Annotated in this window: 17 protein-coding genes; 8 read left to right on the forward strand and 9 right to left on the reverse strand. The window is 72.0% G+C overall.

What is annotated here, in order from left to right:
• The gene (locus tag FDO65_RS18250; protein WP_137451179.1) at positions 1-546 is read left to right on the forward strand and encodes a PIN domain-containing protein; all 546 of its coding nucleotides are present in this window, start codon (positions 1-3) and stop codon (positions 544-546) included.
• A 30-nt stretch (positions 547-576) separates the two neighbouring features.
• Positions 577-1,791: a saccharopine dehydrogenase family protein gene (locus FDO65_RS18255; RefSeq protein WP_137451180.1), complete on the forward strand. Its 1,215-nt coding sequence runs from the start codon at positions 577-579 to the stop codon at positions 1,789-1,791.
• A 227-nt stretch (positions 1,792-2,018) separates the two neighbouring features.
• On the opposite strand, the gene FDO65_RS18260 is transcribed toward FDO65_RS18255, so the two are convergent.
• The gene (locus tag FDO65_RS18260; RefSeq protein WP_137451181.1) at positions 2,019-3,506 is read right to left on the reverse strand and encodes an MFS transporter; all 1,488 of its coding nucleotides are present in this window, start codon (positions 3,504-3,506) and stop codon (positions 2,019-2,021) included.
• Between the two features lie 174 nt (positions 3,507-3,680).
• Between FDO65_RS18260 and FDO65_RS18265 the strand changes: the two genes are divergently transcribed.
• On the forward strand, positions 3,681-4,346 hold the full coding sequence (locus tag FDO65_RS18265; protein WP_137451518.1) for a TetR/AcrR family transcriptional regulator: 666 nt from the start codon (positions 3,681-3,683) through the stop codon (positions 4,344-4,346).
• Here the strand turns inward: FDO65_RS18265 and FDO65_RS18270 are convergent.
• Both FDO65_RS18270 and FDO65_RS18275 read right to left on the reverse strand, forming a co-directional pair.
• The gene (locus tag FDO65_RS18270) at positions 4,335-5,330 is read right to left on the reverse strand and encodes a squalene cyclase (protein ID WP_137451519.1); all 996 of its coding nucleotides are present in this window, start codon (positions 5,328-5,330) and stop codon (positions 4,335-4,337) included. The two genes, FDO65_RS18265 and FDO65_RS18270, sit on opposite strands and share 12 nt — an antisense overlap.
• 60 nt (positions 5,331-5,390) lie before the next feature.
• Positions 5,391-6,719 carry a DNA polymerase IV gene (locus FDO65_RS18275; RefSeq protein ID WP_137451182.1) on the reverse strand — a complete coding sequence of 443 codons (1,329 nt, stop codon included), beginning with the start codon at positions 6,717-6,719 and terminating at the stop codon, positions 5,391-5,393.
• 336 nt (positions 6,720-7,055) lie between these two features.
• Here FDO65_RS18275 and FDO65_RS18280 point away from each other — a divergent pair, with 336 nt between their 5' ends.
• Positions 7,056-8,759, forward strand: a complete 1,704-nt coding sequence (locus FDO65_RS18280; RefSeq protein ID WP_137451183.1) for a purine-cytosine permease family protein — start codon at positions 7,056-7,058, stop codon at positions 8,757-8,759.
• Positions 8,760-8,868: 109 nt separating this feature from the next.
• Here FDO65_RS18280 and FDO65_RS18285 read toward each other — a convergent pair whose 3' ends face one another.
• On the reverse strand, positions 8,869-10,560 hold the full coding sequence (locus FDO65_RS18285) for a CocE/NonD family hydrolase (protein WP_137451184.1): 1,692 nt from the start codon (positions 10,558-10,560) through the stop codon (positions 8,869-8,871).
• Between the two features lie 111 nt (positions 10,561-10,671).
• Positions 10,672-12,069, reverse strand: coding sequence for a MocR-like pyridoxine biosynthesis transcription factor PdxR (pdxR, locus tag FDO65_RS18290; RefSeq protein ID WP_240757710.1), 1,398 nt, complete (start codon positions 12,067-12,069; stop codon positions 10,672-10,674).
• A gap of 127 nt (positions 12,070-12,196) precedes the next feature.
• On the opposite strand from pdxR, the gene FDO65_RS18295 reads away from it, so the two are divergent.
• Positions 12,197-13,162 carry a DMT family transporter gene (locus FDO65_RS18295; RefSeq protein ID WP_137451186.1) on the forward strand — a complete coding sequence of 322 codons (966 nt, stop codon included), beginning with the start codon at positions 12,197-12,199 and terminating at the stop codon, positions 13,160-13,162.
• Here FDO65_RS18295 and FDO65_RS18300 read toward each other — a convergent pair.
• Positions 13,101-13,823 carry a DNA alkylation repair protein gene (locus tag FDO65_RS18300; protein WP_137451520.1) on the reverse strand — a complete coding sequence of 241 codons (723 nt, stop codon included), beginning with the start codon at positions 13,821-13,823 and terminating at the stop codon, positions 13,101-13,103. The two genes, FDO65_RS18295 and FDO65_RS18300, sit on opposite strands and share 62 nt — an antisense overlap.
• A 131-nt stretch (positions 13,824-13,954) precedes the next feature.
• Positions 13,955-15,388 (reverse strand): nucleobase:cation symporter-2 family protein, encoded by a 1,434-nt coding sequence (locus tag FDO65_RS18305; protein ID WP_137451187.1) that lies wholly within the window; start codon positions 15,386-15,388, stop codon positions 13,955-13,957.
• Positions 15,389-15,657: 269 nt separating this feature from the next.
• On the opposite strand from FDO65_RS18305, the gene FDO65_RS18310 reads away from it, so the two are divergent.
• On the forward strand, positions 15,658-16,419 hold the full coding sequence (locus tag FDO65_RS18310) for a superoxide dismutase family protein (RefSeq protein WP_137451188.1): 762 nt from the start codon (positions 15,658-15,660) through the stop codon (positions 16,417-16,419).
• A gap of 5 nt (positions 16,420-16,424) precedes the next feature.
• Here the strand turns inward: FDO65_RS18310 and pucL are convergent, their stop codons facing one another.
• Together pucL and uraH are read right to left on the reverse strand one after the other, a co-directional pair.
• Entirely contained in the window at positions 16,425-17,318 is an 894-nt protein-coding gene (gene pucL / locus FDO65_RS18315) for a factor-independent urate hydroxylase (protein WP_137451189.1), read from the reverse strand.
• A 94-nt stretch (positions 17,319-17,412) separates the two neighbouring features.
• On the reverse strand, positions 17,413-17,778 hold the full coding sequence (uraH, locus tag FDO65_RS18320) for a hydroxyisourate hydrolase (protein ID WP_205850158.1): 366 nt from the start codon (positions 17,776-17,778) through the stop codon (positions 17,413-17,415).
• Between the two features lie 138 nt (positions 17,779-17,916).
• Between uraH and FDO65_RS18325 the strand changes: the two genes are divergently transcribed.
• Together FDO65_RS18325 and FDO65_RS18330 are read left to right on the forward strand one after the other, a co-directional pair.
• On the forward strand, positions 17,917-19,275 hold the full coding sequence (locus tag FDO65_RS18325; RefSeq protein WP_137451190.1) for an MFS transporter: 1,359 nt from the start codon (positions 17,917-17,919) through the stop codon (positions 19,273-19,275).
• 160 nt (positions 19,276-19,435) lie between these two features.
• Positions 19,436-21,394 carry a SpoIIE family protein phosphatase gene (locus tag FDO65_RS18330; RefSeq protein WP_166442283.1) on the forward strand — a complete coding sequence of 653 codons (1,959 nt, stop codon included), beginning with the start codon at positions 19,436-19,438 and terminating at the stop codon, positions 21,392-21,394.
• Positions 21,395-21,398 lie beyond the last annotated feature (4 nt).

Here is a 21,398-nt window from a genome sequence, read left to right on the forward strand (position 1 = left end):
ATGGCATTCATTGCCGTGTACGACGCCTGCGTCCTCTATCCGTCTGTCACCCGCGACGTCTTGATCCGGGTCGCCATCGCCGGGACCGTCCAGGCTCGGTGGACTGACGACATCCTCGACGAGGTTCGTCGGAATGTGGCGGCGGACCGACCCGACATTTCCCGTGACCAGTTGAGCCGCCTGTTCGAACTCATGGCCGAGGCCCTGCCGTCTGCCGCAGTCGGGAACCACCACCCCCTCATCGATGGTCTCGAGCTTCCCGAACCTGACGACCGCCACGTGCTGGCAGCGGCCATCGCGAGCGGCGCCCAGCTGATCGTCACGGACAACCTGCGTGACTTCCCACCCGCTGTCCTCGACACGTGGAACATCGAGGCCAAGCGCGCAGACGACCTCCTGGTCGATCAGTTCCATCTCGCCCCCGATGTCCTTCACGGGGTCGTCCACCAGCTTTCCCGGGCCTGGAAGGGGGAACCCACTCCCAGCGAGGTGCTGAGGCGGTTCGAGTCGTCCGGTCTCCTGCAGACGGCGGCGCTCCTGCGCTGAGCACCCCTGGCAGACAGCGGAAGGCGAACCATGACAGAACGCGACCACGACATCGTCCTGTTCGGCGCGAGCGGCTTCGTCGGCAGGCTCGTCGCCCGGCAGTTGGCGCAGCACGCCCCGAGCGGGACGAGGGTGGCGCTGGCCGGGCGGACCCGATCGCGGGTGGAGGCGGTCCGCGACGAGATCGGGGTCGACTGGCCCGTCGTCGTCGCCGACAGCGCCCACGCGTCCTCGATGCGGGCCTTGGCCGAGTCGACCGGGGTCGTCATCAGCACCGTCGGACCGTACGCGCGGCACGGGTTGCCGCTGGTCAAGGCGTGCGCCGAGGCGGGCACCGATTACACCGACCTGACCGGCGAGGTGCTGTTCGTCCGGCAGAGCCTGGCCGCCGCCCACCCGCGGGCGGGCCGGACCGGGGCGCGGATCGTGCACTCCTGCGGGTTCGACTCGGTGCCCAGCGACCTGGCCGTCCTGCTGCTGGCCGACCGGGCCGCCGCCGACGGCGCCGGTGAGCTGACCGACGTGGATCTGCTGGTGCGCTCGGCCAAGGGCGGGTTCAGCGGCGGCACCATCGACTCGCTCCGCAACCAGCTCCGCGAGACCCGGGAGGACCCGTCGCTGCGGAAGGTGGCGGCGGACCCGTACGCGCTCAGCCCGGACCGGCAGTCCGAACCGCACCTCGGCAAGCAGCCGGACTTCACCCCGCCGACCCGGCTGGACGACGGGACGTGGGTCGCGCCGTTCGTCATGGCCCCGTACAACACCCGCGTCGTCCGCCGCAGCAACTCCCTGCTCGGCCACCGGTACGGCCGCACGATGCGGTACCGCGAGTCGGTGGCCACCGGTGATTCCTGGTGGTCCCCCGTCGCCGCCACCGGCGCCGCCGTCGGCCAGGGGCTCATCGGGCTGGCGGTCGGACAGCCGTTCCTCGCCCCGGTCGTCGACCGCATCCTGCCCTCCCCGGGCGAGGGACCGAGCGAGAAGGCGCAGCGGGAGGGACATTTCCGCATCGAGGTGCGGGCCCGGACGACCACCGGCGCCCGCTATCGGGCCACCGTGGCGGCCAAGGGTGACCCCGGCTACGCGGCCACCTCGGTGATGCTGGCCGAGAGCGCTCTGGAGCTGGCGGCCACCCGTCAGGACGGGCAGCGAGGCGGGGTGCTGACGCCCGCGGTGGCGTTGGGCGAGGGGCTGGTCGACCGGCTGCGCGGGCGCGGCTTCACCTTCGACGTCGAGCCCGCCTGACGCGTCCCGCTCCGCGACTGGGCGGAACACGCCGCTTCCCGAACGCTTTTCCGACGGGCTTTACCAAGTCGCGAAAGGGGCGACGGCCCGCGCGACCCCGCACCCCCGCGCGACTGGGCGGAACACGCCGCCTCCGCGACGTTTTTCCGACGGGCTTTACCAAGTCGCGCGGGGGGTGAGGTCGCGAGGGGGGGAGGTCGTGGCGGGGGGGTCGGGGGCGTGTGGGATCAGGCTTCGACGGGTTCGGCGTGCTTCTCGTCGGCGCTGTGGGAGTTGTCGAGGGTGGCGGCGCCGAGGAGGGCGACGGCCCCGACCAGGACGGTGAGGACCAGGTAGGCGATCTGCTCGCCGTGGAAGTAGCTCTCGACCAGTTCGGGGCTCCAGGCCCCCAGCGGCAGGGTGGTGACGACCAGGGCGGCGATGAGCGTTCCCACTAGGGCCGCTCCGATACTGGTGCCGACCTCCTGGGCGGTGTCGTTGAGGGCGGCCCCGAGCGACGTGCGGTTCTCCGGCATGGCGTCGACGAGACCGACCGCGCAGATCGTCATGACCGTCCGCAGACCGGCGGTCATGAGCACCATGCCGACGGCGATGGCCAGGTAGCCGTGGTCGACGGCCCAGGCCAGCCAGGCCAGCCCGACGATGAGCACACCGACTCCGATGATGCAGGCGATGCGCCGTCCGTAGCGCCGGACCAGGAACTCGGTGAGCGGGGTCGAGGCCAGCATGGTGACGATGAACGGCAGGTTGGCCAGGCCGGCCACCACCGGGCTCCAGCCGTAGGCGTACTGGAAATGCAGGACCAGGCTGAACATCACGCCGATCATGGCCATCGACGTGCCGAGCTGGGCCAGGGTCGCCCCGCGCACGGTGGGCAGCCCCAGCAGCTTCAGGTCGAGCATCGGGGCCGCCGCGGTGCGCTCGCGCCAGACGAAGCCGACCACCGCGAGGACGGCGCCGACGGCCGACAGCACGGTGGGCCAGGACGACCAGCCGTGCTCGACGCCGCTGGTCAGCGTGTAGCAGGCCAGGCCGATGGCCAGGATGGTCAGCGCGGCCCCGGGGATGTCGAGGGCGTCGTCGGTCAGGCCGGCCGGGTCGTCCTTGGCCACCCCGAAGCGGACCCCGACCAGGGCGATGAGCGCGATCGGGGCGTTGACCAGCAGCAACCACTGCCAGCCGACGTGGGTCAGGGCGGTGCCGCCGAGCACGGGGCCGAGGATGAAGCCGCTCATGCCGACGACGATCATCACCGTCATCGCCCGCATGCGCAGGGTCTGGTCGTCGAAGAGCCGGAAGACCAGTGAGTTGGTGATGGGGGCCATCGCGGCGGCGGCGATGCCGAGCCCGGCCCGCAGCACGATGAGTTCGCCGGTGGTGGTGACCGCCAGCACGGCCAGGCTCATCAGGCCGAACGCGGTGAGCCCGATCAGCAGGACCCGTCGCCGGCCGAAACGGTCGGCGATCGACCCGGCGGTCAGCAGCAGGCCGCCGAAGGTCAGCGAGTAGGCGCCGGTGATCCACTGCAGGGACGTGGTGCTGCCCTGCAGGTCGCGGCCGATGGTGGGCAGGGCGATGGTCAGCAGGGTGTTGTCGACCATCTCGACGAAGAAGGCCAGGCACAGCGCGGCCAGCGGGATCCAGGCGGCGCGGAGTGAGGGGTAGGTGCGGGCGGGGGTGGCCGAGTCCGCGACCGGGGAAGGGGATGTGCTCATGGGGCACCTCTCGGGAGAATCGAACCGCGTTCGGTAACCGAACGACGTTCGAGACTATAGAACCGCGTTCGATACGATGCAAGGGTGTCGTCGCCCCAGTCGCCGCAGCGCGCCGCCCGTCCCCCTCGCCCCGCCCGGCCACCACGGCCGCCGCGCCGACGGGCCTCGCACTCGATGGAGGCCGTGCTCGCCGAGACGGTGCGGTTGCTGGACGAGTCCGGCGAACCGGCCCTGACGTTCCGCGCCCTGGCCGCGCGGCTGGGCGGTGGCGTCGGCAGCATCTACTGGTACGTGCAGAGCAAGGACGAACTGCTCGACCGGGCCGCCGACCACGTCCTGGAATCGGTGCTGGACGACACCGAGCAGTTCGTCGACGACCCGGACCCGATCGACGCCCTGCGTCACATCGCGCTGGCTCTGTTCACCACGGCGGCGCAGCGACCCTGGTTGGCCAGCTACTTCATGCGTAACACGGCCTTTCAGCCGAACTCGTTGCGGTTCTTCGAGCGACTCGGTGGCCAGGTGCTGCGCCTGCACCTCACCCCCCGCCAGTCGTTCGACGCCACGTCGGCCGTCATCGGGTTCGTCGTCGGGGCGGCGGCCGACCTGTCGCAGGAGCCGCCCACCGAGATCGTCAGTGGCGGGGTGACCCGGGAGGAGTTCATGGATCACGTCGTGGAACAGTGGTCGGCCCTGGACGAGGACGAATTCCCCTTCCTGCACTCCATTCTCGACGAGTTCCGGGTCCACGACGACGGCGAGCAGTTCCGGGCCGGGCTCGACCTGCTGCTCGACGGGCTGCGCCGCCAGGCCGAACGCGCCGCGGCCTCACACGACTGACGCGCCGTCCCACCACCGCAGCACCCGGAGGGCATGGAAGGTCAGCCATCTCGACGGCTGACCGACGAAATCGTCGACGTCGAACCAGATCTGGCCCGGGTAGGTCATCCGCCGGATCCACCGTCCGTCGTCGCTCCGGGCGGCCCGGACCAGCTCCACTGCCTCGGCCATCCGCGGGTCCGGGGCGGGATCGCCGAACAGCGCGGCGGCCCGGAAGTGATCCAGCGCCCGCAGGACCGAGTAGTACGAGCGGAACGGGGACGCGTAGTGGTCGACCCAGTCGGCCACCGTCTGCCCGGTGGTCAGGCGCCGGGTGAGATGCCTTTCCAGCAGGTACTCCTCGCCGCGCCGCCGGGATTCCCGCAGTTCCGGGCGCGGCCCGAGGAGCTGCTCGTACCCGAGCAGTCCGCGGATCGCGTTGAGCGTGGAGTGGAACGACCCGCGGACGGACCCCTCGACCCAGTCGCAGTTCCACCCGCCGTCGGCCATCTGGTGCGCCGGGAACCAGGCGCCCAGTCCGCTCATGTCCCGCCCGAGCCAGACGCCGTTGAGCAGCGTCATCGCGTTGATGCAGACGTCGACCTCGCCGTCCCAGTAGGGCAGGTCGTCGTACTCCCACCGGCTGTTGGCCGCGATCAGGTCGCCCGTGCCCGGCCGTAGCGCCGACGCCGGAACCCCCCACTCCCGCAACGACGTCAGCGACCAGGTAGTGGCGATCCAGGGCTGGCCGATCCCGCCGCCGGCATGCTCCTTCTGCGCTTCGGGGTCCCGCGCCGGATGGTCGGCGGCCGGGAAGAACGCACCGCCGGCCCACTGGCCGTCCGGGTCCTGCCGGGCCAGCAGCGCGGCCCCGAAACCTTCCTGGGGCACCCGGTCCCGGGTCGCACGCCACACCTTCGCCGGCGCGTCGGCCAGGTCGCGTTCGACCTGCCAGCGCAGCGCCGGATCGGACTCCAGCAACCAGCCGAGCACATCGGGGTTCATCGCGGGACGAGCCACGCGGCCACGCTAGTACCGCCGTCCGTCACCCGCCCAGGAAGGAGGTCACCGCCAGTCGGGCGGGTCGGCGGGAGCGAGGTCGGGGTCGTCCGCGGCGAAGGTACGGACCGGTCCCGGGCCGGTCAGCGGGCCCTCGAACCGGACGGTCACCCGGTTCAGCCCACTGCCCCAGACCCAGCCGCGGCCCATCCCGGTGTGCTCGACGTCCTGCCCGGGCTGCCAGACCGGCACGGTGGGGACGGGCGCCGGATCGGCGACGGGGGGCAGGACGCTCTCCTCGACGTCGGTGACCGGCACCGGGTCGGCGGCGAACAGATCCCCCTGCAGATCGGTGACGAGGCCGGACACGCCCAGGCCGAGCAGTCTGACCCCACCGGTGCGGTCGATGCCCATCAGCAGCCGTCGCGCGAGGTCCGTGACCGTGCGGGCGTCGTCGACGGGTCGGGGCAGGGTCGTGGACCGGGTGAGGGTGGTGAAGTCGTAGCGCCGGAACTTGAGGGTGACCGTGCGGCCTGCCGTCCCGTCGGCCCGCAGCCGGGTCACCACCCGCTGGGCCAGCACCCCGATCTCGCGCTCCAGGGTGGGCAGGTCGGTGAGGTCGGTGGAGTACGTGCGCTCGGCGGACACGCTCTTGACCTCCCGCTCGGGCACCACCGGTCGGGGGTCCTGCGCCCGGGCCAGCCGGTACAGCTGATCGCCGTGGGCCTGCCCGAGCAGGGCGATCAGATCGGTCAGTGGTTGCGCGTACAGGTCGCCGACGGTGCGGACGTCCACCGCGGCCAACCGGTCGCCGGTGACCGGGCCGACGCCGGGCAGCGCCCGCACCGGTAGCGGGTGCAGCACGTCCAGCTCGCTGCCCGGTGGGACGATCCGCAGGCCGTCGGGCTTGTCGAGTTCGCTGCCGATCTTGGCCAGGGTCTTGGACGACGCGATGCCCACCGACCCGCGCACTCCGCCGGTGGCGGTGAAGATGCGGTGCTTGAGGTCGCGGGCCAGCCCGGTCAGCGCATCGAAGTCGGTGGCGTGCCCCCCGGCGGCGAGGTCGACGTAGGCCTCGTCGACGCTGACCGGCTCCACCAGGGGGGAGAGCTCGCCCAGGATGTCCATCACCACGCGGGAGGTGATCGCGTAGGCGTTGAACCGACCGCCGAGGAACGCCGTCCCCGGCGGGCAGCGGCGGCGGGCCTCGACGCTGGACATCGCAGAGCGCGCGCCGTAGGCCCGGGCCTCGTAGGAAGCGGTGGCGACGACGCCCCGTCCCCCGGTGCCACCGACCACGACCGGCTTTCCCCGCAGTGAGGGCTTGTCGCGCTGCTCCACCGCCGCGAAGAAGGCATCCAGGTCGAGGTGGAGCACGCTGGCCTCGGCCCGCATTCCGCGCATGGTGCTGTCCGAACCCTTCTCGAGACCCGTCACTGGACCGGACGGGCCTGCCGCCGTGAGCGAACTCGACGCCCGGTCCGTCGTGGTGCACCCGAACCCATGATGGACGCGCCCGGCGCCGGTCGGCGTTCCCTGTCGGGCACCCGTGGGGGGGCAGATGTCCGTTTGTGTCCAGGAACGTCAACGGACGGCAATCCCTCGGTAACAGAATGTTCGTAGGTTTCCGCCACGGCGAGCGCGCCGCCTCGGCGCCCGCTCCGGCCCCGAGCGACCGTCGTTTCCCACGGCGGCTCGGACCGGCCAGTCGTCCGGTCCAGGAGGATCGCCATGACCGATGTTGATCGCGCGGGACAGCGCACCGACGTCACCGGGCCGCCGCCCGACGTCCCGCCCACCGTGCCCCCCAGCCTCGAGGAACCGCACTCGCTGGACGCGAGCAAGGAGACGCTCGAGGACTACACGCTGCGCTTCGCGCCCCGCTCCTACCGCCGCTGGGGGACCGGGGTCGTCGCGACCTCGGCCCTGGGCGGCATCGCCTACCTGGCCGACTTCGCCATCGGCGCCAACATCGGCATCGCCCACGGCACCACCAACGCGCTGTGGGGCATCGCCATCGCGGCGGTGATCATCTTCGTCACCGGCTTCCCGCTGGCCTACTACGCGGCCCGGTACAACATCGACCTGGACCTGATCACCCGCGGTTCCGGGTTCGGGTACTACGGGTCGGTGCTGACGAACGTCATCTTCGCGACGTTCACGTTCATCTTCTTCGCCCTCGAGGGCTCGATCATGGCCCAGGGCCTGGAACTGGGGCTCGGCATCCCGCTGTGGCTGGGGTACGCCATCTCCACGCTGATGGTCATCCCGCTGGTCATCTACGGTATGAAAGCCCTGGCCAAGCTGCAGGTCTGGACCACACCGCTCTGGCTGGTGCTGTTCGTCATCCCGATGGTCTACCTGCTGGTCAGCCACCCCGACTCGGTCGAGACGTTCTTCGCCTACCAGGGCGCCGACGGTGACGGGGCGCCCAGCTTCGCCTCGATGATGCTGGCCGCCGGCGTCTGCCTGTCCCTGATGGCGCAGATCGCCGAGCAGATCGACTACCTGCGCTTCATGCCGCCGCGGACCGATGCCAACCGGCGCTCCTGGTGGCGTGCGGTCATCCTGGCCGGACCGGGCTGGGTCATCTTCGGCGCGGTCAAGCAGATCGTCGGCCTGTTCGTCGCGGTCTACATCATCGCCCGGCTGACCCCCGATGCGTCGGCCACCGCCAACGAGCCGGTGCACCAGTTCCTCACCGTCTACGAGCAGTTCCTGCCCGACTGGGCGGCCATGACGCTGGCCGTCATCCTCGTCGTCATCAGCCAGATCAAGATCAACGTCACCAATGCCTACTCCGGCTCGCTGGCCTGGACGAACTCGTTCACCCGGGTCACCAAGCACTACCCGGGGCGGCTGGTGTTCGTGCTGTTCAACCTGGCCGTCGCGCTGCTGCTGATGGAGCTGAACATGTTCAGCGTCCTCAACACCATCCTGGGCTTCTACGCGAACTGCGCCATGGCCTGGGTCGTGACCGTCGCCGCCGACATCGTCATCAACAAGGGTCTGCTGAAGATCTCGCCGACCGTCCCGGAGTTCCGCCGGGGCATGCTCTACGCGTTCAACCCCGTCGGGTTCGTCTCGGTGATCCTGTCCGCCGGCCTGTCCATCGCGGTGTTCTTCGGCCTGTTCGGCAGCGGGATCCAGCCGTTCTCGCCGATCGTGGCGATCGTGCTGGCCCTGGTGCTCACCCCGCTCATCGCCGTGGTCACCAAGGGCAGGTACTACCTGCGCCGCACCGACGACGGCATCGACCTGCCGATGTTCGACGCCGACGGCAACCCCTCCGGTGAGCACCTCACCTGCCACGTCTGCCGGGTCGACTACGAGCGTCCCGACATGGTCAGGTGCCAGACGCACGACGCCTACGTGTGCTCGCTCGACCTGTCGACCGACAAGGTCGGCGACCACGTGCTGCCGGCGCAGCACTGACCTCAGTCGGCGTCGGTCGCGCCGACTTGTCATACCCGCACCTTCCGCCGACGGACGAAGGTGCGGGTATGACAAGTGGACGGAGCGGGGGGCCGGGCGATCGGTGCGGTCAGTCCCGCCACACCGGCAGGGTGAGCCGGCAGCCGGCGTCCGGGCCCAGGTGCAGCGTCAACCGTCCGGTCGCGCGGGTGCGGTAGCCCGCGGGGAACTGGCCGGACACCGGGTTCCGGCCGTGGAACCAGCGGCCCTGCACGTCCAGCCGCAGTTCGTCGCCGGCCCGGAACCGGGTGGCCGACGGCAGCAACCCGATCTGCATCTCCACCCGCTCGCCCGGGGTCACCGGCTGCCGCCGGGTGTGCGGGTGGAACGGCCGGCCCGGCAGCGAACGCGCGGGGTCGGTCTCCCGATGGGACACCAGCAGCACCCCGTGGGTGACCAGGTCGCCCGCGAAGCCGAACGACCCCTCGAACGTCACTTCCCGCCCGCCGGAGAACTTGCGCACCCCGACGATGACCGGGAAGTCGTCGGCGCCGTCCACCGAGACGCTCAGGGTCACCGTCATCGGCCCGACGACGTCGGTGTCGGAGGTGAAGCGGTGGGTGAAGCAGGCCCGTCCGCGACGGCCGGCGACCACGACCGACGACGTGCTCGCGCCCGCGTCGTCGACCAGACGGCCGTGGGTGACGTCGGTCCCGGCGGCGCACGACAGGGTCCGCCACTCGCACTCGACCGGCGGCCAGGCGGTGACGTGCCGGACGTCGGCGACGGTGGTGCGGCGCTCGCGGATCTCGACCCGCACCGGCGGCTGCGTGTCGATGCCGGTGTCCCGGCCGAGCAGGAAGTGGTCGAAGAACCGGGCCTGGGCGTCGAGGGCGGCGGCCGAGTAGTACACCGACCACTTCGGGCCGCGGTGCGTGTAGAGGAACTTCTGCGCCGAGCCGATCCGGCGGAAACCCTCGAAAGAGCCGCGGGAGTGCAGGTTGTGGTCCGAGAAGCTGCCGCAGACCAGCGCGGGCACCTCGATGGCCTCGAGATCCCGGTTGCGGTCGGCGTACCAGTCGTCGATCAGCGGGCGCCGGTGCGCGGGGGCGAGGATGTCCGCCCGACCGCGACTGCGACGCCGGGTCACGGTCCCCCACACGGTGAGGAAGCCGGTCTCGAGAATGCCGCCGGGGCGGGCGAAGTCGCGGTAGAAGTCGGTGAACCCCTCCCACGGGCAGATGGCGGCCAGGTGTGGTGGCCGGGTCGCGGCGGCCGCCCACTGGCTGATCGCCAGGTAGGAGACGCCGTTCATGCCGACGCGGCCGTTGGACCAGGGCTGCGCCGCGGTCCACTCGATGAGGTCGTGGATGTCGCGGCCCTCCTGCGCGGACAGCACCTGCGGCTCACCGTCGGAGGTCCCCCAGCCCCGGAGGTCGGCGTTGACCACGACGTAGCCGCGGGCGACCCAGTGCGCGGGATCCGGGCTCTCCCAGGACGTCCACGCCGAATGGGTCACCGGGGCGCTGCGCATCAGCCGGTACTGCGGCGACGCCCGGTACCTGCGCCGGGTCCGGTGGTGGATCGGCAGGTCGTCCTTGCCGTAGGGGTGCGCGCACAGCAGCACCGGGTGCGGCCCGTCGCCGTGCGGCCGGAAGACGTTGGCCCGCAACCGGATCCCGTCCCGCATCGGCACGGCGACGTCCCACTCGACCGTCGCGCCGCCGGGCGGGTCGGTGATGGTGATCGGCGGTCGCAGCAGCCGCCCGAGGGTCGACCGCGCCCGTGCCCAGCGGCCGTCCCGGCCGACCTCGGTGCCCATCGCCGCACGATAGGCCCACGCTGTCCGGTTCTCCCGGGTGGCGGGCGAGTCCCGCCCGAACCGGCGACCTGGTCCGCGGCCCACCGTCGTCGTCAGCGTTGCGCTGGACCGTCACGCGGACGGCAGCAGCTCCCCCAGGACGGCGACGGCCTCCTCGACCCGCCGGGGTGGTTGCGCGGCGTACCCGAGCACCAGACCGGGTCCACCCGGTGCGAACCGCAGCGCCGACAACGGATGCACCCGCACGCCGCGGTCGGCGGCCGCCGCACACAACGCCACGTCGTCGACGCCGGGCGGCAGTCGCACCAGCAGGTGCACGCCGGCCGCGATCCCCAACACGTCGCACCCCGGCAAGTGCCGGCCGATCGCGGCGATGGCCGCGTCACGGCGCCGGCGGTGCCGCACCCGCATGGCGCGCAGGTGACGTTCGAGCGTCCCCGAGCGGAGCAGCTCCGCCAGCACCAGCTGCGGGACTACCGGCGAGCCGAGGTCGGTGGCCCAGCGCCGGTGCACGACCTCCGCCCGCAGCGCGTCCGGTACCACCATCCAGCCCAGCCGGAGCGCCGGGGCCAGCGTCTTGGACAGGCTGGAGACGTGGACGACGCGGTCGGGCGCCAGTGGGTGCAGTGCCGGCACCGGGGCCCGGTCGTAGCGGTACTCCGAGTCGTAGTCGTCCTCGATGACCCACCGCTGCTCGGCCCGGGCCCAGGCGACGAGCTCACGCCGTCGGGCCGGGCTCAGGACGACGCCGGTCGGGTACTGGTGGGCGGGGGTGACCAGCACCGCCGACCGGCCGGTGACCGCGAGATCGGCGACCACCAGCCCCTGGTCATCGACCGGGACCCCGACCACGTCGTCCAGCCAGGCCTGCAGGATGACCCGGTTGCCATGGGCGCTCGGATCCTCGACCGCGCAGGAGCGGACACCGCGCTCGCGCAGCACCTGGGCCAGCAGGCTCAGCGCGCCGGTCACGCCGGCGGTGATGACGACCTGTTCGGCGGTGGTGCGGATCCCGCGGCTGCGGGCCAACCAGGCCGCCAGTTCGTGCCGGAGGGCCGGCGAGCCCTGCGGATGGGCGTAACCGAGTTCGGTGGCCGTCGCGGTGGCCAGGACCTCCCGTTCGGCCCGCAACCAGGCCGCCCGCGGGAAGGCGGCGAGATCCGGCAGACCGGAGGCGACGTCGATGACGGAGTCCGCGGTCGGCGGCGTCGACCCGACGACCGAGGGCACGGCGACCACCCGGGTCCCCGCGCCGCGGTCGCCGTCCAGCACTCCGGTCTCGGCCAGCCGCCGATAGGCCTCGACCACGGTGCCCCGGGCGAAACCCAGCTCCGCGGCGAGGATCCGCGTCGCCGGGAGCCGAGACCCGAGGCCCAGCCGCCCATCCTGGACGGCGCGCCGCAGCTCGTCGGCCAGCCACCCGACCCGGTCCCGGGCCGGGGCCGCGCCGGGGTCGAGCTGGAGAAAGTCGCTGCCGCGTGCCGCGGGGGTCGCCTCTGCAGTCGCCACCGGGCCAGGGCTCCGATGCGGATCGTCCACCGCCGTCATGGTCGAGCAGCATAAAGCTCGCATGGTCCATCGGAGCGGGTCCTGCTTGGTCCTTCTTCCTGGACCATGCTCCTGACACGGTCGCCCGGTGCCCACTCCGACACCACCCACTCCGCACCCACTCCGGGCGGTCCTGCCGGCCACCACCGCGATGGTGCTGGTCGGAAGTGCCGTCGTGGCCAGTGCGCCCCTCACGTCCGCCCCGCTCTTCGCCGCCCAGGCCGTCCGCTACGGACTGGCGGCCGCTCTTCTGCTGGCGCTGGCGCGGCCGTTCCGGCAGGTCCTGCGCCGACCGCGGGGCGCGGAGTGGCGGTGGATCGGCCTGGGCGCCGGCTCCGGTCTCGTCGCCTACAACGCGGCGCTGGTCGTCGGCACCCGCCATGCCGACCCGGCCGCGCTGGGCACCGCGGTGGCTGCCGTACCGATCCTGCTCGCCCTGCTCGGCCCGCTGACCGCGCGACGATCCGGGACCACCGGACGACGCCCCTCCGGCCGGGTGGTGCTCGGGGCCGTGGTCGTCAGCGCGGGGGCCGCCCTGGTGGCCGGCGGCGGCCGCACCGACCCCGTCGGGGTGGCCTGCGCCGTGGTCATGCTCCTCGGCGAGACGGCGTTCACGGTGTGCGGGGCCCGGGTCGTGGGTCGGCTCGGCGCGTGGACGTACTCGACGGCGACCACCGTCGTCGCCGCCCTCGGGTGCGGGGTCGTCGGCCTCACCGGGGAACGCGAGACCCTCCCCCAGCTCGGGGCGCCGGGTCCGCTGCTGGCCTGCGCGTGGCTGGCCCTGGCCACCGCAGCGGCATTCGTGCTGTGGTTCCGCAGCGTCGACCAGTTGGGGTCGGCGGTCACCGGACTGCTCGCCGGGGTGGCCGGGCCGGCGGCGACGCTCATCGCCCTGGCGGCCGGTGCCTCCGCTCCGCCCGTGGCGGTGTGGGTGGGCCTCGGCGTGGTCCTCGCCGGGCTGGCCGTGGGCCTGAGGCGGCGGCCCACCCGGGTCAGCGCAGCGCGCGGAAGTGGGCGCGCTGCTCGGGCGTCAACCGCTCGACGGCGTAGCTGAGTGCGGTGCGTCCCATCCGGGCCGCGTTCTCGCTCAGGAAGTCGGTGAGCAACCGTTCGTCGATGCGCTTGCCGATCTCGCGCAGCGTCCACCCGAAGGCCTTCTGGATGAGGTCCCGCCGGTCGTCGATCACCGACGGCGCGATCTCCAGCAGCGGCGCCGGGTCGTCGTGACGGATGAAGGCGAAGGTGCCGACGATGCCGACCCGCCGCACCCACAGGTCCGGGTGGCCGGCCATCTCGACGAGCGGATGGTGGTCGCCCTGCCGGCGCAGCCACTCGCCGAGGATGCTGTCGGCCGAGGCGTCGACCAGATCCCAGTTGTCGACGCAGCCGTCGCGGAGCGCGTCGAGGTAGATCTGCACCCAGGGTCGCGGGTCGACGGCGCGCTCGAACTCGGTGCGCAGCAGGGTCAGGGCGATCCGCCGGTGCTCGTGGACGGGTGATTCGAGCAGCGCCCGGACCTGTGCGGGGTCGATGCCGCGGAACTCGCGGGCGATGCGCCGCAGCTCCGGGACGGTCACCCCGACGAAGACGTCCCCCTCGCCGTACTCGCCGGGTCCGGTCTTGAAGAACCGGGCCATGACGGCGGCCCGCTCCGGGTCGCCGGCGGCGTCGACCGCCGCCTGCACGGCCGCGGCCGTCGGGTCCGCAGTCGGCAGCGTCACGGTGTCCCCCCTCGACGGTTCCCGCCGAGGCTAGCGGCACCGACGAAGCCGGCGTGGGGGGGGGGGGGGGGGGGGGCGGGGCCCCCACGCCGACGTCTGCAGGAGGGAACGTCTGGACGAGCGGGTCAGCGGGGGACGTCGGCCGCCTCGCCGATGGGGTGGACCTGCGGGGCCTCGCGGACGGCGTCGTGCCCGGCGATCCCGTCGTCACCCTTGGCCGCTTCCTGGGCGCGGACCTTGTCAGAGTTCAGCAGCAGGTTGAGCAGGATCGCGGTGATCGCGCCGGCGCTGATGCCGGAGTGGAAGATGGTCTTGAACCACGTCGGGAAGGCGTTGTAGAAGTCGTCGCGGACGATCGGGATCATCGCGATCCCCAGCGAGATGGCCACGATGAGGATGTTCTTGTTGTTGAACTTCACCGTCGACAGCGTCCGGACACCCGACGCGGCCACCATCCCGAACAGCGCGATCCCGGCCCCACCCAGCACGGGCTGCGGGATGCCCTCGACGATGGCCCCCATCTTCGGCGTCAGACCGAGGATCAGCAGGATGCCGCCGGCGAGGGTGGCCACGTAACGGCTGCGGACTCCGGTGATCGACACCAGGCCGACGTTCTGCGCGAACGCCGTGTACGGGAACGTGTTGAAGACGCCGCCGAGCATCGTGGACAGGCCATCGGCCCGCAGGCCGTCGGCCAGCCGGCGGCCGTCCACCTTGGTCTTGGTGATCTCGCCGATGGCCAGGATGTCGCCGGTGGTCTCGGTCATGATCACCAGCGCCACGATGCACATCGAGACGACCGCGGAGATCTCGAAGACCGGGAAGCCGAAGTAGAAGGGCGTGGTCACCCCGACCCAGGACGCGTCACCGACCTTGTTCCAGTGCGTCATGCCGAACGGGATGGCCACCAGCGTGCCGACGACGATGCCGAGCAGGATCGACACCCGGGCGAGCACGGGCGGGGCGAATCGTTCGATGAGGACGATGAACAGCAGCACGCCGGCGGCGAGGCCGACGTTGGCCGGAGCGGCTCCGGCCTCGGTGACGAGCCCGCCGGCCACCCAGTTGGCGGCCACACCCATCAGCGACAGACCGATGATGAGGATGACGGTGCCGGTGACCAGCGGCGGGAAGAACCGCACCAGCCGGGCGAACAGCGGTGCCAGCGCCATCATGAACACGCCGGAGGCGATGACCGCGCCGTAGATGGCGGTCACCCCGTAGGTCGAGCCGATGACGATCATCGGCGAGACGGCGGCGAACGTGCAGCCCTGCATCAGGGGTAGTCGCACGCCGAAGTACTTGAAGCCGATCGACTGGATGATCGTGGCGATGCCGGCCACGAACAGGTCGGCCGTGACCAGGTAGCCCAGGTGAGAGGGGTCGAGCTTGCCGGCCGCGATGAGCGCGCCACCGACGACCAGGGGGACGGCGACCGCCCCGGCGTACATCGCCAGGACGTGCTGGATGCCGAGCGGGATGAGCATGCGCCACGGCGGCAGCTCGTCGACCGGTTCGAGCACCTGACCGTCGGGACCGCGTTGCGGGCGAAAACCCATGGTCGGCTCCTCTTCTCCTGGATCGGGACCGCCCGATCACCCTCACGTCGGCGGGTACGGCGGGCAAGCGCCGCACGGACAGCACTGTGATCAGTGCAGGTTTCCGTCGGCCTCGTCATACGTAAACGTGTGATTAACCGATTCAGCGAGGACCGCCCGATTGATCCCGTTCACTCATGGTCGGAAGGCGTGACGCGCTGCGACCTTCCGGGGTTCGGCGCCACCTGATCGGGTACCCGACTTGTCATAACGACAACTGGAGGATTCCGATGCGCACCTCGAGAACCGGCCGCCAGCTCCTGACCACCGCCGCCGCCGGGGCGGCCCTCACCCTGCTGGCCGCCTGCGGCGGCGGCGACAGCGGGACGGCCGGGACCACCGCCCCGACCACCGTCACCAGCGGCACCGACCTGAACGTCTCCGCCGGGAACGGCACCGTCCCCATCGCCACCGGGACCACGGATCCCACCGGGCTGGACGGCGGATCGGGCGGCGCCACCAGTACCAGCGCGGACCCGACGAGTGGGGCCGGCGGGACCGAGGTGGCCCGGGCTCGGCTCGCCACCCCGGACGGCACCGAGGTCGGGACCGTCACGTTCAGCACCGAGGGGTCGACCATGATCGTGCGGGCCTCGGTCACCGGACTCGAACCCGGGTTCAAGGGCTTCCACGTGCACACCATCGGCAAGTGCGAGCCGAACAGCGCCAACCCCACCGACCCGGCCCAGACCGGCGACTTCCTGTCGGCCGGCGGCCATCTCAAGTCCGAGGGCGAGAACCACGCCGGCCACGACGGCGACCTGACCTCACTGCAGATCGGGTCGGACGGGACCGCCGAGCTGATGACGACCACCGACGCCCTGCCGGTGGACGCCCTGCTGGACGCCGACGGCAGCGCGGTGATGGTGCATCTCGGGCCGGACAACTTCGGCAACATCCCGACCCGGTACGCCCCCACCCCGGACGCCGAGACCCTCAACACCGGCGACTCCGGTGGCCGGGCGGCGTGCGGCGTGGTCGAGGCCGCCTGAGGCCCTCAGGCGAAAAGCCCGGCGGCCGCCCAGATCCCGGTCGGCACCGGTGCCTCCTCCCGGACGATGGCCGCCTCGATGAGCCCGTAGGGGCGGTCGGCCGCGAAGAAGACCTGGTTCGGGTTGTCCAGGCCCCATTTGTCCAGGTCGACCAGGAAGTGGTGCTTGTTCGGCAGCGACAGCCGGATCTCCGCCACCTCGGGGACGGCCTCGAGCGCGCCCTTGCCCATGGCGTAAAGGGTCTGCTGCAGGGACAGGCTGTGGGTGGTGGCGAACGCCTCGAGCAGCGCCTCGCGGATCGTCGTGAACGTGGCGTTCCAGTCCAGGTCGGTCGACGAGTGCACCCAGGTCGCGGTGACCGCGGTGGCCAGGATGCGGTCGGCGGTCTCGACCAGTGAGGTGTAGTCGACCTGCGGGAAGCCCCAGAACTCGCTGCCGGTCGACTTCAGCACCACCAGTCCGGTGAGCCCGGAGACCACGTGCTCGGCCGCGCCGTCCTTGACGACGACGGTGGTCCGCTTCTCCTCCGTGCCCTTGGCGAAGGCGTGGTCGTGCGGGCCGGCCGAGGTGCTGATGCGGGTCCAGCCGAACTGCTCCACGGCCATCCGGGCCCCGGTGACCTGGTCGTACTGGTCGACGAAGTTGCGGGCCAGGCGGAGCGCGAACTCCTCCGGCGAGGTGATCCCGCCGGTCCGGGCCAGCGCGTAGACGGTGTTCTTCTGGGTGTCGGTCGCGATGACGGCGTCGTTCGCCCCGGTCAGGTGGGTGTCGACGAAATCGCCGATCAATTGACTGGTGACGTTGACGTCGGTGATCTCGTGGACCGGCGATTCCCGGTTCACGAAGACCATCCGCACCTCGGCCTTGCCGTAGCGGTTGGGTCCCAGCACGATGCCCATCGATCAGCTCCCGTGGTCCGTCGTCGTCAGGTGTGCACCAGGGATGGTGACAACCCCGTGTGACAGCCAGGTGTCGACTGGCCGCCGTTCCGCGTCAGCTGCCGAGATACGTGGTGTACGAGAACGTGCTGGCCAGGACGGCGATGTGGTAGTGCGGGCGGGCCCCGTCGAGCACGAACGTCACCGCGACGGCCGGGTAGAACACGGCGCCGTGGTGGGCGGTGAAGTAGGACGCGGTGGCCAGCGACAGGCGGTACTCGCCCGGTTCGAGATCGGCCGTGTTGACCTGCCCGACCCGGCCGTCGTCGTCGGTGACGCCCTCGCCGACGAGCACGCAGCCACCGTCCGGGGCGACGGATTCCAGGACCACCGGGATGCCGGCGGCCGGCCGGCCGAGCGCGGCGTCCAGGACGTGGGTCGACAGACGGGTGATCGGGGACGGGGCGCTGGGATCGCTCATGCGCCCATCGTGACACCCGGCCGGGGGACGTCCGTCGCCCACACCGGGGTCGCGCGCGCCGGGCGGGCGCCGCCGCGCGAGGATCAGCCGGCACCGTGACATCGCGGTGCACCGGTCGGATGACGAAGGGCGTGTGCCATGACCGATGTTCCGGCCCGCGAGAGGTCAGGTCTCACCCGCACCCAGCGGCTCGACTCGCTGCCGTTCACCGGGCAGCACCGCAAGCTGCTGCTCGGGTCCGGGGTGGGGTGGGCCCTGGACGCGATGGACGTCGGCCTGGTGTCGTTCATCCTCGCCCAGCTGGTCGTCACCTGGGGAGCCACGCCGGGGCAGCTGTCCTGGGTGGCCTCCGCCGGGTTCATTGGGATGGCCCTGGGCGCGAGCCTCGGCGGGCTGCTGGCCGATCGGATCGGCCGGCGGTCGGTCTTCGCCCTGACCCTGCTGGTCTACGGCGTGGCCACCGGCGCCTCGGCGCTGTCCTGGTCGATCGGTGCGCTGATCGTGCTGCGGTTCGTCGTCGGGCTCGGGCTGGGGGCCGAGCTCCCGGTCGCCTCGACCCTAGTCAGCGAGTTCGCCCCGCCACGCATCCGGGGGCGGGTCATCGTCATCCTCGAGGCGTTCTGGGCGGTCGGCTGGACGGTCGCCGCCTTGATCGGGTACTTCGTGGTCCCGCTCGGTGACAACGGCTGGCGGTGGGCGCTGGCCCTCGGCGCCGTCCCGGCCGTCTACTCGGTGGTGGTGCGGATGGGACTGCCGGAGTCCGTGCGGTTCCTGGAGGGTCGCGGGCGGCACGCCGAGGCCGAGGCCGCCGTCCGGCGTTTCGAGGAGTCCGCCGGCCTCCCCGCTCCGGACGCGGCCTCCGCCCCACCGGCCAAGCCGACCGCCGCGACCGAGCCCACCGGCGGCCGGATCGCGGCGCTGTGGTCGTCGGGTCTGCGCCGCCGGACCGTGTGCCTGTGGCTGGTCTGGTTCTGCGTGAACTTCTCCTACTACGGCGCCTTCATCTGGTTACCGACTCTGCTGGTGGCCGACGGCTTCTCGCTGGTGAAGTCGTTCGAGTACACGTTGATCATCACGCTGGCCCAGCTGCCCGGGTACGCGGTGGCCGCCGTCCTCGTCGAGACCTGGGGCCGCCGGCCCACTCTGGCCACCTTCCTGGTCGGATCGGCGGTCGCGGCCGGCGTGTTCTCGATGGCCGGCAGCGTGCCGATGGTGCTGCTCGGCGGCTGTCTGCTCTCGTTCTTCAACCTCGGCGCCTGGGGCGCGCTGTACGCGGTGACCCCGGAGGTCTACCCGACGGCCCTGCGCGCCACCGGCGCCGGGTGGGCGGCCGGGACGGGCCGGATCGCCTCGGTGATCGCACCTCTGCTGGTCCCGGTGCTGCGGGAGTGGGGCGGCACCGGTCTGCTGTTCACGGTGTTCGGGGTGTTCTTCCTCGTCGCGGCGGTCGGGGCGCTGGGTCTGCCGGAACGGCGCAGCCAGGCGCTCACCGAATGAGATGAAGTGCTGCCGGAATGATCCTTTCGGCCGATATGCTCAGCCCGCCGTGCTCAACAGGCAGCGTGGTCCGGTTCTCTCGACGCGCCGCGAAAGACCCCACCGATGCCTGCACCTCGCCCCGCCGCCACCTTCCGCAATGCCCGGATCAGCCCCGGCCATGGCTGACGGGCGCCCCCGGGACGCGGCCGTGGTGGCGGCGGCGTTCACCGCACTACCGGTCGCCGCCGTCGCCCTCCAGGGCCCCGAGCACCTGATCGTCGCCGCGAACCCGGCGTACGAGACGCTGATCGGCCGGGCCGATGTCGTCGGTCGCACGGTGCGGCACGTCATCCCGGAAGCCGTGTCGCAGCAGATCGTCTCGATGCTCGACCGGGTGCGGGACAACGGACTCGGTGAACAGCTCGTCGGCTGGCGGGCGCAGCTCGGCGAGGGGACGGCGCTGCGCGAGGTCTACCTGGACTGCCTGATCGTCCCGTGGGACTGGCCGGACGGTCGGCGCCGTGGGGTCCTGGTCACCGCGGCCGACGTGTCCGACCGGGTCCGGGCCCACCACGAGGAACAGACCCGGGCCCGGCACGCCGAACGCCGGTACGCCGCCGCCCACGACCTCACGCTGGAACTGCAGCGCGCCCTGCTGCCCGCCCACCTGCCGGTCCTGCCCGCCGTCGAACTGTCGGCCCGTTACCTCGTCGCCGCGCTTGGGCAGGCGGCCGGCGGGGACTGGTTCGACGCCGTGCAACTCGATCACGGGCGGGTCGGGCTGGTCGTCGGCGATGTCGTCGGCCACGGGGTCGCCGCGTCAGCGGCCATGGGCCAACTGCGGGTCGTGCTCCGCCATGCCCTGCAGAGCCGCCACGGCGAGCTCGCCGCGGCCGTCGCCGATCTCGACCGCTACATCGGTGACGACCCGGCCCTGCGGGCGACCACCCTGTGTGTCGCTGTCCTCGACCCGCAGGACGGCGCCCTGACCTACTGCACCATCGGCCATCCGCCGCCCCTGCTGGTGAACCCCACCGGGGCCGCCCGGTACCTGACCCCGACCGGACCCGCCCACCCGGGATCCGGTCAGCCGCCGACGGTGGGCACCGACACCGTGGGACCGGACGACGTGCTGCTGCTGTACTCCGACGGCCTGATCGACCGGGCCGGCCAGCGTCGCCGGCAGACCCTGGAGACCCTCGCGACCGTCGCGGGGGACGCGGCGGCCAACCGCATCATGCCGCTGGGCGCGTCGATGTCGCGCACGGAGCGCGTCTGCGAACAGACGGTGGAGGTGCTCACCCGGTCCGGCCACCACGACGACGTCACCGTGCTCGCCGCCCGCCGACGGACCCCCGTCGGCCCCCTGTCCATCGACGTGCCCGCCGAGCGCGCGCAGCTGACGGTGCTGCGGTCCCGGGTCGCCGCGTGGCTGGGCGAGTTCCCGGCGACCAGCGGCCAGTCCCAGGCCCTGACGTTGGCCGTCACCGAAGTCGGCAACAACGTGGTCGAGTACGCGCACCGGCGCGGCGACGGCCGGGACGAGACCATTGCCGTGACCGGCGAACTGACGGCGGAAGGGGTCGTCGAGATCCGCATCGCCGACGGCGGTCTCTGGCCGCCGGCGACGTCCACGGCCGGGGAGGGGGCCGGGCGGGGTCTGTGGATCGCCGGGTCACTGGTCGACGAGCTGCGCGTGGAACACCCGGCCGACGGCGGGACGGTGGTGGTCCTGCGCTCGCGGATGCGGCGGCTCGCCCATCTCGGCGCGGCGACCCTCGGCTCCCGGTCCGAACCCGGCCCCGGCGTCACCGTGCGGGTCATGGCCGGGCCTCCGGCCGTGGTCGTCGTGACCGGGGCGGTCGACGCGTCGACGGCCGACACGGTGGCCGAACGGCTCGACAGTGCGGGTCGCGGCGGGATGCTGCCCCTGACCGTGGATCTCACGGGGGTGACGGTGCTGTCCAGCGCCGGGGTACGAGCACTGTTCACCGCCCGCGACCGGCACGAGCGGCACGGCACGGCCCTGGACGTGCTGGCCGAACCGGACAGCTCGGTGGCCGACGTCCTGGAGTTGAGCGGACTGGACGCGAAAGCCCCGGCGGTCGGCCCGTCCACCGTGGTGGGCGAGCACTGACCGC

Source organism: Nakamurella flava, from assembly GCF_005298075.1.
Taxonomy (GTDB): Bacteria; Actinomycetota; Actinomycetes; order Mycobacteriales; family Nakamurellaceae; genus Nakamurella; species Nakamurella flava.

What these genes read in the sequence shown, in the direction of transcription:
- FDO65_RS18305 (WP_137451187.1), bottom strand. Translation starts at nt 15,388, where the DNA reads ATGGGTTTTCGCCCGCAACGCGGTCCCGACGGTCAGGTGCTCGAACCG.
- FDO65_RS18250 (WP_137451179.1), top strand. Translation starts at nt 1, where the DNA reads ATGGCATTCATTGCCGTGTACGACGCCTGCGTCCTCTATCCGTCTGTC.
- FDO65_RS18325 (WP_137451190.1), top strand. Translation starts at nt 17,917, where the DNA reads ATGACCGATGTTCCGGCCCGCGAGAGGTCAGGTCTCACCCGCACCCAG.
- FDO65_RS18270 (WP_137451519.1), bottom strand. Translation starts at nt 5,330, where the DNA reads ATGAACCCCGATGTGCTCGGCTGGTTGCTGGAGTCCGATCCGGCGCTG.
- FDO65_RS18265 (WP_137451518.1), top strand. Translation starts at nt 3,681, where the DNA reads ATGGAGGCCGTGCTCGCCGAGACGGTGCGGTTGCTGGACGAGTCCGGC.
- FDO65_RS18310 (WP_137451188.1), top strand. Translation starts at nt 15,658, where the DNA reads ATGCGCACCTCGAGAACCGGCCGCCAGCTCCTGACCACCGCCGCCGCC.
- FDO65_RS18255 (WP_137451180.1), top strand. Translation starts at nt 577, where the DNA reads ATGACAGAACGCGACCACGACATCGTCCTGTTCGGCGCGAGCGGCTTC.
- FDO65_RS18260 (WP_137451181.1), bottom strand. Translation starts at nt 3,506, where the DNA reads ATGAGCACATCCCCTTCCCCGGTCGCGGACTCGGCCACCCCCGCCCGC.
- pucL (WP_137451189.1), bottom strand. Translation starts at nt 17,318, where the DNA reads ATGGGCATCGTGCTGGGACCCAACCGCTACGGCAAGGCCGAGGTGCGG.
- FDO65_RS18285 (WP_137451184.1), bottom strand. Translation starts at nt 10,560, where the DNA reads ATGGGCACCGAGGTCGGCCGGGACGGCCGCTGGGCACGGGCGCGGTCG.
- uraH (WP_205850158.1), bottom strand. Translation starts at nt 17,778, where the DNA reads ATGAGCGATCCCAGCGCCCCGTCCCCGATCACCCGTCTGTCGACCCAC.
- FDO65_RS18280 (WP_137451183.1), top strand. Translation starts at nt 7,056, where the DNA reads ATGACCGATGTTGATCGCGCGGGACAGCGCACCGACGTCACCGGGCCG.
- FDO65_RS18275 (WP_137451182.1), bottom strand. Translation starts at nt 6,719, where the DNA reads ATGCGGGCCGAGGCCAGCGTGCTCCACCTCGACCTGGATGCCTTCTTC.
- FDO65_RS18330 (WP_166442283.1), top strand. Translation starts at nt 19,436, where the DNA reads ATGGCTGACGGGCGCCCCCGGGACGCGGCCGTGGTGGCGGCGGCGTTC.